This is a genomic window from Leptospira andrefontaineae (assembly GCF_004770105.1).
In the GTDB taxonomy this organism is placed as follows: domain Bacteria; phylum Spirochaetota; class Leptospiria; order Leptospirales; family Leptospiraceae; genus Leptospira_B; species Leptospira_B andrefontaineae.
Map to the genome: position 1 here is coordinate 351,012 of NZ_RQEY01000018.1, position 15,735 is coordinate 366,746.

Sequence of the window (15,735 nt, forward strand, 5' to 3'; positions counted from 1 at the left end):
AAAGTTTATCCGTAAAATTCTGATCTAAGCCTATGGCCGATTTCTCTTTGGTGTTTCATTAGAAACTTAGGATATTCCATTTTCAACCAATTTATGGCCTCTCTGTATCTAACGTATTCTTTTTCCTTACGTTTAAATTCAGGACTATGGATTGAGTTATGGCCGTTTTTCACACTGCTCGGAAGAATATGATGTAAAATTTCGTGATGTACCACATGTTCCAGAACGTAAAGAGGAACCTCTTTATGGTCCAGGATGGGGCTGATACGTATATTCATATTCCGTTTTTCGTAACTACCCAATCTTCTTTTTCCGAGGCGATCTGCCCAGCCTATGGAAAGAAGTTTTGCATCCATTTTAGGAAAATAGAAAGTAGAAATTTTTTCCAGAATCGACTTAAGATCGTAAGCGGCTCCATTTTCTTTCAATTTTTTGAAATTAGTAGATCCGAACTCGGGGAGTGAATTTAGGAATTCGGCAACTTCTTCTTTCCAGGCCTGTTTCGGTTTGAGCCCCAACAATTTAGAAATGAGTAATGAAACAAACGAGAATATGATCTCTTCTCTTGCCTCCATTAAAGAAGTGTGAAATTTTGCTGATAGGGTCCCGTTATGAAAGGATATAGAATGGTTTCCGTTTCTATAAGGATAAAATTTGAGTTCAACGGAACGGACCTGGCTTTCTTTAAAACGCCTTGATCTGATCTTCAAAGAATCCCAAATAGAGATCAGATATTCCTCCCAATCTCTGGCTGGAATTGGATCAGGAACCGAAAAACTCTCTAATTCTCTTTCTGGCATCTGAATCGTTTTGATTTTGAGTTGTTTGGGAAGATGATTGGGTCGAGGATTCTTCCTTTTTATTGATAAAACTTTTATCTAATACTTTTTCAGGTTCTCTGATCTCTTCTATAAATCTGGAAACTCGATTGAAGTATTGTGAATTTTTTTGTTGGGAGATTTGAGGGTAGGTGAGGACCAATTTTTTTTTGGCTCTTGTGATCCCCACATAGAATAATCTTCTTTCTTCCTCTAAATTTTTTTCTCCTCTTCCGGAAGGAAAAGAACCCTCTGATACATTTAATAGAACAACAGTATCAAATTCTAATCCTTTGGAAGAATGAACAGTGGATAAAACTAGTCTTTCATCCTCTTCCTCTGGAGAAATTTTGTCCAGACTGCGGCTAGGACCTTCTAAACTCATATCTACTAAAAACTCATGTAATGTTTCGTATTTTTGAGAAAGAGTCAAAAATGCATTCAGATCTTCTAATCTTCTTTTGAAATCATCATATTTCTTTTCAAGCAGGGGAGAATAATAGTCTATAAAGTTTCCTAAAAGTTTTCTTAAGTCTTTTTCAGAATCGTTGATTAGATGATTTAATTCTTTTAAATGAGAAGCTGTAGATCCTTTGGATTCGGAAACGATCCTTTCCAAATTTCCTCCCGACCTTTCTAAGTCGGTCAAAATGGATCTTGCTTTTGCGGCTCCAATTCCTGGAAGAAGTAGTAAAACTCTTAACCAGGAAACTGAGTCTGTCTTATTCTCTTTGATTTTTAGTAGGGAAAGATAGTCCTTTGCATGTGCACTTTCTACGAACTTTTTTCCGCCAAATTTTAAGAATGGGATATTTCTCTGAGAAAGAACCAATTCTAATTGGTTAGAATTCCATCCGGATCGAAATAGAACGGCAATATCTTTTAGAGGAACACCATCCTCTCTTCTTTCTAAGATAAGGTCTGCAATTCCTTCTGCTTCTTCTAGTTCGTCCGCATAACCGACGAGTGCGGGTTTTTGGAAGTCTTCATTTTTAGTATATAGATACTTCTCGTATTTTTCCCTAAAATTAGCCAGGACCACATTCGCCAAATTCAGGATCGATGGAGTACTTCTGTAATTTCTTTCCAGATAGATTGTTTTTGTCTTAGGGAATAGTTTCGGAAAATTGAATATTCCATTAACGTCTGCTCCACGGAAAGAATAAACACTTTGTGCATCATCTCCTACCACCAGAATATTTTCATGATCTAATGCGAGTAGGCAAGCGATATGAGCTTGGATCTGATTTGTATCCTGGAATTCATCCACCATGATGTATTTGTATTGTTCTGAAACCTTTTTGCGAACGGTTTCATTCTTATTCAAAAGGTCTCTTGTATAAGTCAGTAGATCATCATAATCCAATAAAGATCTTTGTTTTTTATAATCCGTATACTCCTGGAAGATTTTACGAATAGCTGACTCTTGGTCTAAAAATTTAGGATATTCTGCTTCTAATAATTCTTCTAGAGATTTTCCACGATTGATAATAGAGGAGTGCAAAGAGATCAATGTATCGTTAGAAGGAAACCTAGACTTCTGCTTTGCATATTCTCCTTCTGTTCTTAAAAGTTGGAATATATCGGAAGTATCCGATTCATCCAGAACGGAAAACTGAGAGGAGAATCCAAGAACTGGTGCATATTTTCTAAGTATATGACTTCCGAAAGAATGGAATGTTCCCCCATGAACTCGAGCACAACGTTTGTCTAAGAGAGAAACTGCTCTAGAAAGCATCTCTTTCGAAGCTTTTCGAGTGAATGTGAGAAGTAAGATATTTTCGGCAGGGATGCCGGACTCGACTAATTTAGAAAGTCTGTGGACGATTGTTTTTGTTTTTCCAGTTCCGGCACCGGCGATCACTAAAACCGGGCCGTTTAGGGTCTCGATAGCTTCCTTTTGTTTTTCGTTAAGTGACTCTAAGGAGGCTGTCATTTGAGATCAATGGTGGTGATGTCCCCCCTCACCGTGAACATGTCCATGACTCACTTCCTCGTCGGTTGCTGTTCTGATATTTACTATCTGAACATCGAAAATCAGATCCACCCCAGCTAGAGGATGGTTTCCGTCCACGATGACAGATTCTCCCTTGATATCAGTAATCGTATAAACAGTATCCGGCTCGTCAGTTTGGAACATCATTCCAATACTCAATTCTTCCCCTTCTGGGAATTGGCTTTTAGGCACATCGAAGACTAATTCGGGATTTTTTTGGCCATAAGCCTTATCAGCATTAACGGAGATTACTTTTTTATCTCCAGCAGTCATACTTTTGATTTCGTCTTCAAGACCGGCAATGATCTGTCCGGTCCCTTCCAGATAAGAAAGAGGGTGGCTTCCTTGAGAAGAATCGATTTCGTTTCCTTCTTTATCTGTTAATTTATAGTGAAAAGTCACTACTCTTGGGTTCATTTATTGCTCCAACCGGGTAGGCCCTTGATGGGCAAGGGAGGGAAGTTCCGGCACGTGATTTAAGTTAGTATATTCTTGGAAGATCCTAGGACAATCAGATTTTTGAGGCTAAGTCAAAAGTCGTAGGAAATTTCGACTCCGAAATTCTCTACATCCTTAATAAACTGTTCAACTCGATTGGCCAGAAAGAACCAAGAATCACGATGAACAATATCATTTAGAAAATTCAGGAATCGATTTGTATTCCTAAGAGCGAATTCTCTGTCTTGGGTATAGTTTAGAAGAACTGTATATGCCAAAGACTTTAGAATTTTATCATTTTCTGCTAATTCGAAATACCCAGGGAGATCAGGCTCGAATAAACTAAGTCTGGTTTTGGCGCTCCCTTCGGTTACGTATAAATTATAATCTGCTGAGTTCGGCACTCTGTCTGCTGAGTATACTTTCATTATGGATAAACTCCTCTAGAAACCAGAGGAAAATGTGGTTTCCATTAAGAAACATACCCGCAAAAAGTCAACGGGAAAGAATAGTTTTGGCATTTCTGAGTCACAAAACGGACCTTAGTTTAGAGAATGTTTTAGGAAACCTTTCTCAAATAATCTGTTGGACGGAACAATCTTTGCACGTCCAATCCGCTGCCCTCCAGTAAGCCTATAAGTATAACATCCGATATCCCTAATTGAAAATAAATTTTTGCTAATAGTATGAGATTTTGGTGATTTTTAAGATCTCGATACAACAGTTTTTCGGAATATGTTTTAGCCTTTTCCCATTCTCCCGTTTTCCAATGGGCCCAGGCAGTAATATACGCCAAATCCTTGTCAGTCGGATATTCATTGCATAATTTTGAGAAAAAGGAGCACGCAATTTTTTTATCTCCCTTCTTCCATAGATGAATACCTTTTTGTAGGTTTTTTCTTTTAGAAGTTTCTCTCCAGATCTCCCTGGATTTACTTTGAGGATTTATATTTCTAAAAATACGTACTAAACTTAGATCATCTATATAATCCCCGTATTCATACATTCTGTTTTTTAGAAGGATAAGATCCGCATTTGTATTCGAAACTTCTAATAAGAATGGTTCGGAGAAGGAATTTACTTCTCTGGTTATAGTTCTCGATCTAAGATCTTCTCTTCCGTCCGAACCGAAAATAAGTGAATCATTCTCCTTTAGAGAAATACAATATACTTTAGGAATTTCCTTTAAAAGAGGAATTCCCATTTTGTAAGATATTTCATTTTCTATAAACCCTGAGATATTCTTTCGAAGGAAAATAGAGGGTGGATGCCCGGCATTCAAAAAGAAGACAGAAGAATTTTCCGGATCTAAAACTGCCAATACCCCGGTCGCAAATAGATTTCCGTCAAAACTTTCGAATAGTCCATGGATTTTTCGATATAAGGAAACAATCCAAGTCTCGGGCGTGTATAATCCGGAGGAAGAAGAATCGATATGAGACTTAAACATGGAGGAGGCGAGTAATGCCCCTGTGGCTCCTTGGATAGATTTTCCCATCGCATCCGCATTTAGGATTGCCAGGAGCTTTCTAGCTCCAATCCGGATTTCTTCTACACAAACTAAGTCTCCTCCGATCTCTCCTGGTTTGGATTTGAATTCGAACGTCTTATATTGGGAAACCAAGGTTTCAATTTTGAAATCTCTGAAAGCCCTGATCTTATTTTGAAAACAGGATTGAAGGACACTCATTAAGAAATAGTCCCCATCTTGTTTTTCCTTTAAGTTACTTACATTTACCAAACTTTCTGAAAGTTCTTTTGTTTTTAGAGTAACTTCCTCCTGTAGTTTTTCATTCCAAAGGTTTAGTCGATTTTTCATTTCTACAAATCTGCCTGAAATCCTAAAAGAGCAGAATAGTATAAATCCCAAGATAGAATATTCAGAAGATCTTGGAAATATGATCCACGCTCTAGCAGAACCAATATCTAAAAGTATAGAAAACACTAAAAAACAGATGGAACCTAAAAATCCGGACCCATCTTTCTCCGGTAACCTGGTTTTAAGACATTTAAAAAGGATCCAGAGATATACAATCCAAGAAGGTTGTAGAAGGGTTCGATTTAGTTTATCCAGTTCTAATGGACTGGAGGAGTGGATATATAAAAAGGATACAAATCCTGCCCATAAGAAGAGAGGAAATTCAAAAGGATCATGTTTATCTCTGCAAAATTTAGAAAAGAAGAATGTAAAAAATGGGAATAGAAAACTGAGCGAAATATACTCTGCTTTTTTGCAAAATAGAAAGTCCCAGTCCAATTCGTATTTCCATTCAGAACCAAAAAGTGAAAATAGAAAGAATAGGATTAGGAATACCCCAAAATGAAAATGGGATTCTATCTTTCCTTCCTGTAGGGAAAGGAATACCAAGTAGATCCCTAATAATAGAAATGTAGAAATTAGGATTAGATAATAGATCTGGAATTTATAATGTTTATGCAGAATTTCTTTAGAATCTCCGAGGCTGACAATCCCTTCTAAAATCCCTAGTTCATTCTCAAAATATTCGGAAACTAGAATTTCGATCCTGTTCTCCGTTAGGATAGGTATCGAATCGTAAACCTTCCTCTTATCATAACTGAAATTGTCGCGTGTGTAGAATTCCGATCTTTCGGAAAGAAGTATTCCATTCCAAAATACTTTTGTACCTTCTGAGGTTTTTCCAATATGAAGTGAGAGTTCACAATCCGGGAGTTCTGAAAAATGAATGGAGTTAGAAATTAGAAGATTAGAATGACCTAAATTAGAAAAATTTTTAGGTAAAGAAAAAATTCCAACCTTCTTACCGGAAAGTTCGGAAACTTCCCACCCGTGTTCCAGTAAGACTAAAGATTTACACGGATCGTTTTGATCTGCTGTTGGAAATAATTTTGAATAAATCCATTCTCGATATTCTAAAGAATGGAAGAATGTATTCGTTCCGATACTTAGTAGAACGGAAAATATGCAGATCCCTAATTTTGATTTCATACCTGCCTCCGAAAAAACGGGTATGAAATCGATTCAATTGGTTGTACTTTTTTAGTTTTGTTCTGTTCCTATCTTGGAAGCAGCCAAATAACCTTCTAACATAGCGCGTTTAGCATCTATTCCAGAAGCATCTTTTGCTCCACCGATCAGATAAGAAGGAATATTACTTCTTTCTTTACTAAAAGTCTCATATAAAGAAGCATCACTTGTTTGCCCCGCGCAAAGGATGATGGAATCACATTCTAAAGTTTTTGCGCCTTCTTTTTTGGTCTCAATCACAAGACCCTCATCTGTTACTTCTTTATAAGTGAGAGAAGAAAGGAAATCCACCCCTTTGGATTGTAATTCTTGTAGAAGTGCCCAAGAGGTTGTAGCGCCGAGGCCTGCTCCTACTTTTCCATTTCTTCTTAGGATAGAAACTTTTCTATGAGCAGTTTCCGGTTGGATCACAGCTTGTGTATAAGAGTTCACATTATACTTTTCGAAGTAGGTAGGGATATCCGGGTCCTTTTCTTCGGTAAGTTTGTGAGCCACGTCCACACCAATTCCACCACCTCCGATAATGGCAACATTGGAACCCGGTTTGAATGTTCCATTTAGGAACTCAACATAACTTGCATGTGGTTTTTTGTCTAAGCCAGGAAGATTTAAGTTTCTAGGAAGAACCCCGGTTGCGAAGATCACTGCATCCGGTTTTAGATCATCCAACATTTTCAGGTCCGCTTTTGTATTCAGACGAATATCCACTTTTAAACGAGGAAGTTCGTTTTTGAAATAACGAATCGTTTCAAAAAATTCGAATTTGCCAGGAATAGCAGCAGCCAAATTTAATTGGCCTCCTAGTTTTCCAGAAGTTTCTAAAAGAATTACTTCGTGCCCACGTAAAGCGGCTACTCTTGCGGATTCCATTCCTCCTGGACCGGAACCAACTACTACAACTCTTTGTTTTTTGGCCTGAGGAAGAGATTTCCAATCTAGCTCTCTGTTTGCAGAAGGGTTTACTAAACAAGAAACCATTTCTTCTTTGAAAGTATGATCTAGGCAAGCTTGGTTACAAGCCACACAGGTATTCACTCTTTCCGTTTGGTTTTCTTTGATCTTATTTACGATCTCTGCATCTGCTAAGAATGGCCTTGCCATACTTACTATATCAGCTTCTCCAGCATTCAATACTTGGATGATTGTTTCCGGCATATTGATCCTGTTAGAAGCGATGATTGGAATTCCTGGAACTGCAGACTTTATTTTTCCTGCAATCTTCGCCCAAGCTCCTCTTGGAACCAACTGGGATATCGTAGGGATTCTAGATTCATGCCAACCAATCCCTATATTAAGTGCATCTGCTCCTGCTTCTTTTAGTTCAGTTGCAAGTGCGATTACTTCTTCGAAGGTAGGGTTGCCCGGGATCAAATCGATTCCCGACATTCTTACGATGACAGGGAAACCCGGTCCGACTTGTTTACGGACTTCTTTCATTGTTTCGATCGCAAATCTTCTACGGTTTTCTGGAGAACCGCCAAATTCGTCGGACCTTTTGTTGGTTACTTCTGAGAAGAATTGATTTACTAAATATCCTTCGGAAGCCATAACTTCTACTGCTCTAAAACCTACTTGTTTAGCACGTAATGCAGAAGATCCAAAATCACGGATGGTTCTCCATGCATCTTCCGTTGAGAGTTCTTTCGGTATAAATCTATTGATAGGTGCGCGTAGCGCAGAAGGTCCTACAAGTTCTCTGTGATAGGCGTATCTTCCCGCATGGAATAATTGAGCGCAAAAAATTCCCATTGGTTTGAGAACGGAAGCGACTTTCTCAAGTTCTTGGCAGTCTTCTTCCTTTTGGAAATCGAAAAATATATTGGAGCCTTTTCCTTCTGCGTTGACCGAAATCCCTCCGGTAGTAATGAGTCCGACTCCTCCTTCGAATCTTTTACCATAGAATGCGGCCATTCTATCCGCAGTTTTGGGCATTCCTTCCAAACCTAAGTGCATGGATCCCATGATAATACGATTCGAAATAGTTTCGGCTCCGATATCTATCGGGCGGAAGATTGGGGAAATATCTAAAGAAGACACACAATTCACCTTTCTTTTTATTTGAGTAGAACAGTCGTTCTACTGAGAAAGGATTTTACCTGAATTTGGAAAAGGCAACGGTTTTTCTAGGAATTTTAAAAATAGATGCCGAACATGATTCGGCAAAACCATTTCAATTCATAGAAAAACGATTTAATGCGGAGATATATGCTTGAGAACAAGCCTCAATAATATCAGTAGAGCTTGCTTTTCCTACGACTCTTTCACCATGTTTTTCTAAAGTAACGGATGCTTCTGCCAAAGCGTCTTGTCCTTCTGTTACTGGAGAGATTACTAACTTGATGAGTTCTACATCACCACTTATCGTCGCTTTTTGGATTGCCTTAAAGATAGAATCTACTGGGCCGTCTCCGGTTGCTGATTCTTCTTTCAGATTCCCTTCTATGGAAAGTCGGATACTTGCAGTTGGAGTACTTTTAGTTCCGGTAGTTACATGAAAACTTTCTAATACATATTTATCGTTGGAAGATTTTCTGGACTCATCTGCAAATAGTGCACGAATGTCCTCATCGAAAATTTCTTTTTTACGATCAGCGATCTCTAAAAATCTTTGGTAAGCCGCTTCTAATTCTTCCGGATGAGGGCTGAATCCTAAACGAACAATTCTATCTTTGAATCCGGCTCTTCCGCTATGTCTTCCTAGTACCATTCGGTTGGATTGGATCCCAACACTTTCTGGAGTCATGATCTCATAGGTTTCCCTATTTTTCAGAACACCGTCTTGGTGAATTCCTGATTCATGTGCGAATGCGTTTGCACCGACAACCGCCTTATTCGGTTGCACCACCATTCCAGTGATTGTTTTAACTAAATAGGAAGCCTTTGCGATCTCTTCTGTTTGGATCCTGGTTTGTATCCCGAATTTATCCTTACGTGTGCGAAGGGCCATTACCACTTCTTCCATCGCAGTATTTCCGGCTCTTTCCCCGATTCCATTTACGGTACATTCTACCTGTCTTGCTCCGTTTAGAATGGCAGCCAAACTATTAGAAGTAGCAAGTCCTAGATCATTATGGCAATGTGCGGAGAAGATTGCCTTCTCGCTTCCTTTCACATTCTGGATGAGAAACTTAAATAATTCTCCATACTCGTATGGTGTTGTATATCCAACGGTGTCCGGGATATTGATTGTAGTTGCACCGGCTTCAATCACTGCTTCACAAAGTTCTCTTAAGAACTCTGGTTCGGAACGAGTCGCGTCTTCCGGAGAAAATTCCACATCGTCTACATGGTCCCTACAGATCTTGACTGCTTCCACAGCCATTTTCAAAACTTCGGCAGGGTCCTTGCCTAGTTTGAATTTCATATGAATGGGAGAAGATGCGATAAAAGTATGAATTCTTCTTTTTTTAGCGGGAATGATTGCTTTTGCTGCTGCTTCTAAATCTGGACGAACTGCTCTTGCGAGGGCTGCAATGATCGGACCTTCTATCTCTCTGGAAATCCTTTGGACTGCTTGGAATTGGACTGGAGAAGAAACCGGGAAACCTGCTTCGATCACATCCACGTTCATTTTGGCGAGTTGGAGTGCTATCTCTATCTTCTCATTCTCACTCATTGCCGCACCTGGGCATTGTTCTCCATCACGGAGAGTGGTATCGAAAATCCGAACAAAATCCAAATTTGAGTTCATATGCTTGGAAAACTTCCCTAACTCCAAAATTATAGTCTGAATCGGGCCGTAAACCTAATAAATACCGGGTTTAGAGCTTTCGGAGATTAGACCAGATTATGGATAGGGACACTCTCAGTTTCTTTGGCGCTAGTTTAAAATCAGAAGATTGTTCTCTGTCAGCAAAACTTTACTCGAACCTTTTTGGTGGAGAAGTCCAGGTCTCCAGCCTAGGTCATGCCGAAATTCTTTTTTCAGAAAACCAAAGAGTGATCTTTAGTAAGGAAGCGGAAGAATGTCCCGTAACTCCAGGCACCCTAGTCTGGAAGATAGCAAAAGCCCAGGCCGCATCTTTCGAAACCAAACTGTTAGGTTCCGGATTCCAAAAAGAATCCACATCCGAGAAATACGCATCGTACTTAGATCCATGGAAAAACCGGATCTGGTTGTACTGGTAATAAAACTCTTAGCGGCCTTAGCGCCTTTGCGTGAACCCAAATCTTTTACCATTTTCACGCGAAGCCGCAAAGAGGAGAAGGTCTCTATTGATTTTTGATCTTAAATTCTCCGTGCCTCGGTGATCTCCGTGAGAACCCTTAGCCAGGATAAGGCTGGACTTCTTCTTTTCCTTCTTTGAGAGCTGCTTCTGCCATTTTATGAGCATCTTCCCCTAGATATTTTTCGATCCAGTAATGGGCTAGATAGATCAAAGGAGTGATCCCGATCGCAATAAAGATCTTATAGAAGAAGTTCGTGTAAGAGATGGAATTCAGTGTTTGGAAATCGTAAGTTCCCCAGTAAGCCACAAAGATAACGACATAAGAATCCAAAAGTTGAGAGAATATGGTGGAACCGGTCGCTCTCAGCCATAGAAGTTTGTTTTTGGTCTTTTTACGGATCAAATGAAAGACTTGGATGTCCACAAGCTGCCCGATCAGGTAAGCCACAATAGAGCCTGTGATCACTTGCCCAGTATTAAAGAATACAACCTGAAAGGAATGATCGTCTACAGGTGAATTTCCGGCGGCTGGAATAGCCATATCCAATTGAAGAAGGAAGAATGCTAATACGATCATTACCATTCCGACTAGGGTTAGGTATCGAACTCCTCTTCTTCCATAATACTCGTTCAAAAGGTCCGTTACGATAAATGTGATCGGGAAGGGAATCACTCCCAAGGTCATGGTTAAGGCCTTATTTCCGATCACAACTTGGAACCACTTAGAGCCAGTCACCTCTGCCATCAAAAGGAAAGTTATGAAGATGGAACCTAAAACGAAAAATAGTTTGAAAGGCCGGTGAAACTGCATCTGAGGAAAAATCTTGCGAATTAAGTCTCTGTCAATCAAAGAACAGATGGGAATCCCACAAACGTTTGACAGGCAGGCCAACTATAAATCACTGGAAGACAGTCGGTGCTTTACTTTTGGCCCCCGCGATTCGATAAATATATAGAGCTCAAATGAATCCAAACGATGAACCTTACACCCCAGAGGACTTGATCCGCCCAGTCCCATACCAAGCTAAAAAGCAGCCTCTCTGGCAAACAAGCCTAGTGAGCCTGACTTGGTTTTTACTTTCCGGAATTTCTTTTTACCTAGGACTCCAAGCCTTAAAGGCAGATCCTAAAACTGCTTCTATCCAAACTGGAACAGAGCAGGTAACATTCCAAAATACTACTCTTAAATCTGACCTTGCTCCTACAGAGGGAGCCTGGGAATCTTGGAAGAAATGGTGGAATTCCAATACTACTTCTTCCGAGTCTGATGGAACTCCGGGTTCTGTAAGTTCTTCCGAGTCTGAAATAGAAGACGATCCTGCTTTTAGAGCTTCTACTTGGTTCTCCGACTATGAGGCGATGAAACGTACTGTTCATCTATACAATGAGATCCATCCATTTATCTACGGATTCAAAGGTAGAGAGACGAATAACGGAGATCTTTATTCTCTTTGGGGATCTGCTCAAAAGCATGCGCGTGTTGCCGAACTTAGATCTTTAAATCCGAAAGTTAAGATCATTCCTACAATTTTTCGTTGGGAAAATAAGAATGAGAAGATTTCTGAGAATATCGGTCTGAATGGACGTAACGATGTCAGAGACAAACATATCCAGAACATTCTATACGAAGTAGATACTTACGGTTTCGATGGAATTGATATTGATTACGAAGGAATGAGCTGTGAGAAAAAGGAGAAGTTTGAAGAATTCATCGTTATTCTTTCCAAAGAGATCCATAAACGTGGCAAACTTCTTTCTGTAGCTGTTCACCCAAAAACTGCAGCTAAAAAATCCGGCCTAAAAGCATGTAAGGGTTTAAAAGAAAAAATTAATATGGATTTTGCTGAGAATTGGAGAGGTCCAATGACCCACGATTACGCTTTCTTAGCAAAACATGCGGACCGTGTAAAGGTGATGGCTTATGAACTTCATCCTCGTAAGTATAGAAATCCAGGACCTGGACCTCAGGCTCCAAACGTTTGGATCAGAAATATCATCACTTACGCAAAAGAAAGAGTTCCTGCTAAAAAATTATATATGGCAATCCCAACTTACGGATATGATTGGGCTCTAAATTGTAATGCGAAGATCAAGGCTGTATATTGGTCAGATGCATTAAAACGCCAACAATTAGGTGTGACTAAACAACCTACAAATATCACCCAAGTTTTAGCGGATAATAAGAACTCGGATTCATGGACAAATCTTTCTAAGTTTAGCTGGGTTCACCAAGGTAAAACTTACGAAGATCCAAGTATCTGGTATAAATCAGAAGGTTGTGACAGAGTTGCATTTTTCATGAACAGAAAAGCTTTCGAAGAGAAAATGACTCTATTAAGATCTTATGATATTGGTGGATTCTCTTTCTGGCAGTTATTATCTGATAATGATCCAGGTATCAATGATTATTTGGAGTTGCTTGTGACCAATAAACTGCCTCCTGTTCCTAAGGCTAAAAAACTTCCTGAAACCCCGAATCCTGACGTAAAACAGGCTCCTCCGGAAGAAGGTCAGGAAGAAGCCAAGAACACACAGGATCTTGTCAAAAAATAAAGTCACAATCATCACAGAAGATCCTTCTCTCGCAGCAAAAGTTCTGAAAGAGGGAGGGATCGTTCTATTTCCCACTGAGACTGTTTACGGTATAGGTGCGGATTCCAGAAATCTTTCCTCTTGTTTAGAAATTTATAAAATTAAAAACCGCCCTGCGGATAATCCTCTTATTGTTCATATTGGAAATCCTGCTCTCATTCCAGATATTGGAGAGGTTCCGGAAAGCGCAAAGATCCTCATTAGACAATTTATGCCGGGTCCTTTGAGTTTAGTTTTGAAGAAGATAGATAAGTCAGTTTTTTCTACAGGATTGACTACAATTGCGGTAAGAGTTCCTTCTCATCCGAAAACTTTAGAAATGCTTTCTTATTTCGGAGGACCGGTTTCGGCTCCTTCTGCAAATCTTTCCGGCCAACCTTCTATTACAAGATTGGACGATGCAATCTCTGAGTTTGATGGACTCGTGGATCTGATCTTGAAAGGATCAGAACCTGAGATAGGTTTAGAATCTACTGTAGTGGATTTTTCAATTTCTCCGCCTAAACTACTTCGGCCTGGATATTTTGGATGGGAAGAATTACAAAAACATGTTCCCGATCTAGAAGATTATAGTGATTTGAAGGATGGGGAAACTCCATCAAGTCCAGGAGTGAAATATAAACATTATGCTCCTAAGGCAAAGGTGATCTTTACAGAAAACCAAACTCCAGATAGAGAGTCGGCTGCCATCGGTATAAGTCTGACCAGAGGCTGGAAATTTGCTTTGGACCTTCGTAATAACTCCGAGTATATGAAAAATTTATACTCCTTCTTTAGAGATTGTGATCGATTGGGGATCTCTAAAATTTATTGTTTTCCTCCTGCAAACGCTTCCGGTAAAGAAGCGCTCTTAAATCGTATTTTAAAGGCGCAAGAGTAGGGCGGGTTCGCACGAAGGGCACAAAGTTCACGGAGAGATTATCCGAATTTTTAACTCTGTGATCTCCGTGTTCTCTGTGCGAAACAAATCAAATATTCGAAAGTTCGTTTGCAATCTCGGAAAGATGTAGGACTTCTAACGGATTTTGTTTCTTCTCTGCGTTTAATTTAGAAAAGAAAGAAAATTTAGAAAACTGCACTCCAGGTTTTAAGTCCTGGACTAGATCCTTCCAACTATAGGTTCCCGGAAGATAGCGCACATCTATCTTCTTAGATTTGAGTTCTGTTTTTAGATTTTGTAATATATCTAGGAAGGAATCACATGAATCTAAAAATCCGGATTTGCGGAAAGTTTCTCCTGAAAAGATACGACCTTCTCCATAATTTTTTTCTAATTCTTGGAAACTTGTTTTTCTGGATTCGATTACACGATTATAGAATAAATCCCTGGATCTAAGGACTTCTTTTCTTAGGAACTGCTCCGACTTAGGGGAAAGTTTTCCATATTCGGATAAAATATCTCTATGAGGATAAAATCCGATCCTTTCTTTTTGGACACCGAATTTGTCGTATAATTTTTTCAATTCGAATCTCATCATCACGGCGCCAATGGAGCCAACGATAGAATATGGTGTTCCATGGATTTTCTGAGTAGCACAAGATAGATAATAACCGCCGGAAGCCGCTACGTTCAATACGTAAGTGATAACTGGTTTTTTCTCCGACAGTTTTTTGATCTCTCTATACAAAAGTTCGGAAACAAGTGCGCTTCCTCCGGGGGAGTTCATTTCTAAAACGACTGCTGCCACCTTAGGATCTTCTTTTAGATCTTTAAAAATTTCTTGGTAGTATCTAAAAGAGACCTGTCTGGATCTGAAATCTTCTTCTCTTCCTAGATCGGGCAGAATATTTCCTTGGATTGGTAAAACTGCAACGATCGGAACGGATTTGGAGATGATGGAAAAATTGGATTTTTTATGATATAGCCGGAAACCTTTAGGGCTTAGTTTTTTATATTTTGGTTTATCCGTTTCCTTCTCTTTTTTATAATTTTCGAATAGATAATTTTCTTCGAATTCATCTTCTTCTACAAATTCAGTGATAAACCCGATCTTCTTTAATTTCTCAGAGCTGAGTATCGGTTCTTCTAAAACTTTCAGATCTAAATTTGAGGAGTTCTTAAAACCTTTAGAAAGTAGTTCTTTATAGTCTGTCAGTAACGCTTCTAAATTTTTTCGAGCGGGACCAGAGAAAGAGGTTCTTTGGAATGTTTCTCCGAATGATTTGAATGCACCGCTTGCGTATGCTTCTACACTCACGCCGAATTTTTTAGCAGTACCTCCGAAAAAATAAGGTTCTGCAGAAGGAAGTATAGGGAAGAATTCGGAAGCAGAAGAAGAGTATCTGTATTTACACTGAGAAAGTAGTAATAATGCTTTCGTTCCTCCTCCTAAACAAAATCCTGATGTCTCAATTCCTTTTTCATTCAGTGTTTGGATCGTTTCACAGATATTCCAAACTTCTCCAAATCCGTATTCAGGATTGGAAATATGGAAAGAAACTTTTTTTAAACCTGGGACCTTAGTTAAGGCCTTTAATCCCAATAAAAAATCTACCAAGAAAGGATCTTCTTCTTTCGGAACCAATAGTCTGACGAAAAAAGATTTTTTATCAAAGGAGAATGAAGAAGGAATTTCCAGATAGAAATGATCTCCCTTGCGAATGATCCAGGACAAGATCCGAAATCCTTGGAACAAAATCCGGATCGGTAAAAATACAAGAGAGAACAGAATTCTAAACATTGGAAATTCCTTTTGGCGACCAAAGTAAAACGGA

General features: G+C 39.2%; 12 protein-coding genes. 3 read left to right on the top strand and 9 right to left on the bottom strand.

What is annotated here, in order from left to right; genetic code table 11:
- Nucleotides 1–5: 5 nt before the first annotated feature.
- The 7 genes from EHO65_RS13325 to EHO65_RS13355 form a co-directional block, all read right to left on the bottom strand.
- On the bottom strand, nucleotides 6–800 hold the full coding sequence (locus tag EHO65_RS13325; RefSeq protein WP_135775070.1) for a SprT-like domain-containing protein: 795 nt from the start codon (nucleotides 798–800) through the stop codon (nucleotides 6–8).
- Entirely contained in the window at nucleotides 763–2,754 is a 1,992-nt protein-coding gene (locus EHO65_RS13330; RefSeq protein ID WP_135775072.1) for an ATP-dependent helicase, read from the bottom strand. Before EHO65_RS13330 ends, EHO65_RS13325 begins: the two co-directional genes overlap by 38 nt.
- Before the next feature lie 6 nt (nucleotides 2,755–2,760).
- Nucleotides 2,761–3,231, bottom strand: coding sequence for an FKBP-type peptidyl-prolyl cis-trans isomerase (locus EHO65_RS13335; protein WP_135775074.1), 471 nt, complete (start codon nucleotides 3,229–3,231; stop codon nucleotides 2,761–2,763).
- A gap of 113 nt (nucleotides 3,232–3,344) precedes the next feature.
- Nucleotides 3,345–3,680, bottom strand: a complete 336-nt coding sequence (locus tag EHO65_RS13340) for an LIC14007 family protein (RefSeq protein WP_135775075.1) — start codon at nucleotides 3,678–3,680, stop codon at nucleotides 3,345–3,347.
- Between the two features lie 131 nt (nucleotides 3,681–3,811).
- Complete coding sequence (locus EHO65_RS13345) at nucleotides 3,812–6,220, bottom strand: PP2C family protein-serine/threonine phosphatase (RefSeq protein WP_135775077.1); 2,409 nt, start codon at nucleotides 6,218–6,220, stop codon at nucleotides 3,812–3,814.
- Between the two features lie 51 nt (nucleotides 6,221–6,271).
- Complete coding sequence (locus EHO65_RS13350) at nucleotides 6,272–8,296, bottom strand: oxidoreductase (protein WP_135775079.1); 2,025 nt, start codon at nucleotides 8,294–8,296, stop codon at nucleotides 6,272–6,274.
- A gap of 133 nt (nucleotides 8,297–8,429) precedes the next feature.
- Nucleotides 8,430–9,950 (bottom strand): 2-isopropylmalate synthase, encoded by a 1,521-nt coding sequence (locus tag EHO65_RS13355; protein ID WP_135775081.1) that lies wholly within the window; start codon nucleotides 9,948–9,950, stop codon nucleotides 8,430–8,432.
- 98 nt (nucleotides 9,951–10,048) lie between these two features.
- Here EHO65_RS13355 and EHO65_RS13360 point away from each other — a divergent pair, with 98 nt between their 5' ends.
- A complete protein-coding gene (locus EHO65_RS13360; protein ID WP_135775083.1) occupies nucleotides 10,049–10,387 on the top strand; it encodes a hypothetical protein in 339 nt (112 codons plus the stop codon).
- Nucleotides 10,388–10,525: 138 nt separating this feature from the next.
- Here the strand turns inward: EHO65_RS13360 and EHO65_RS13365 are convergent, their stop codons facing one another.
- Nucleotides 10,526–11,239 (bottom strand): queuosine precursor transporter, encoded by a 714-nt coding sequence (locus EHO65_RS13365; RefSeq protein ID WP_135775085.1) that lies wholly within the window; start codon nucleotides 11,237–11,239, stop codon nucleotides 10,526–10,528.
- 152 nt (nucleotides 11,240–11,391) lie between these two features.
- On the opposite strand from EHO65_RS13365, the gene EHO65_RS13370 reads away from it, so the two are divergent.
- Both EHO65_RS13370 and EHO65_RS13375 read left to right on the top strand, forming a co-directional pair.
- Nucleotides 11,392–12,981, top strand: a complete 1,590-nt coding sequence (locus EHO65_RS13370) for a glycosyl hydrolase family 18 protein (RefSeq protein ID WP_135775087.1) — start codon at nucleotides 11,392–11,394, stop codon at nucleotides 12,979–12,981.
- Entirely contained in the window at nucleotides 12,968–13,900 is a 933-nt protein-coding gene (locus EHO65_RS13375; RefSeq protein WP_135775089.1) for an L-threonylcarbamoyladenylate synthase, read from the top strand. The genes EHO65_RS13370 and EHO65_RS13375 overlap by 14 nt, the downstream gene beginning before the upstream one ends.
- Before the next feature lie 88 nt (nucleotides 13,901–13,988).
- On the opposite strand, the gene EHO65_RS13380 is transcribed toward EHO65_RS13375, so the two are convergent.
- On the bottom strand, nucleotides 13,989–15,701 hold the full coding sequence (locus EHO65_RS13380; RefSeq protein ID WP_135775090.1) for a S49 family peptidase: 1,713 nt from the start codon (nucleotides 15,699–15,701) through the stop codon (nucleotides 13,989–13,991).
- Nucleotides 15,702–15,735: the final 34 nt, after the last annotated feature.

Excerpts from the sequence above, each read along its gene's own strand:
- EHO65_RS13325 (WP_135775070.1), bottom strand. The coding sequence starts at position 800 with ATGCCAGAAAGAGAATTAGAGAGTTTTTCGGTTCCTGATCCAATTCCA.
- EHO65_RS13330 (WP_135775072.1), bottom strand. The coding sequence starts at position 2,754 with ATGACAGCCTCCTTAGAGTCACTTAACGAAAAACAAAAGGAAGCTATC.
- EHO65_RS13335 (WP_135775074.1), bottom strand. The coding sequence starts at position 3,231 with ATGAACCCAAGAGTAGTGACTTTTCACTATAAATTAACAGATAAAGAA.
- EHO65_RS13340 (WP_135775075.1), bottom strand. The coding sequence starts at position 3,680 with ATGAAAGTATACTCAGCAGACAGAGTGCCGAACTCAGCAGATTATAAT.
- EHO65_RS13345 (WP_135775077.1), bottom strand. The coding sequence starts at position 6,220 with ATGAAATCAAAATTAGGGATCTGCATATTTTCCGTTCTACTAAGTATC.
- EHO65_RS13355 (WP_135775081.1), bottom strand. The coding sequence starts at position 9,950 with ATGAACTCAAATTTGGATTTTGTTCGGATTTTCGATACCACTCTCCGT.
- EHO65_RS13360 (WP_135775083.1), top strand. The coding sequence starts at position 10,049 with ATGGATAGGGACACTCTCAGTTTCTTTGGCGCTAGTTTAAAATCAGAA.
- EHO65_RS13365 (WP_135775085.1), bottom strand. The coding sequence starts at position 11,239 with ATGCAGTTTCACCGGCCTTTCAAACTATTTTTCGTTTTAGGTTCCATC.
- EHO65_RS13370 (WP_135775087.1), top strand. The coding sequence starts at position 11,392 with ATGAATCCAAACGATGAACCTTACACCCCAGAGGACTTGATCCGCCCA.
- EHO65_RS13380 (WP_135775090.1), bottom strand. The coding sequence starts at position 15,701 with ATGTTTAGAATTCTGTTCTCTCTTGTATTTTTACCGATCCGGATTTTG.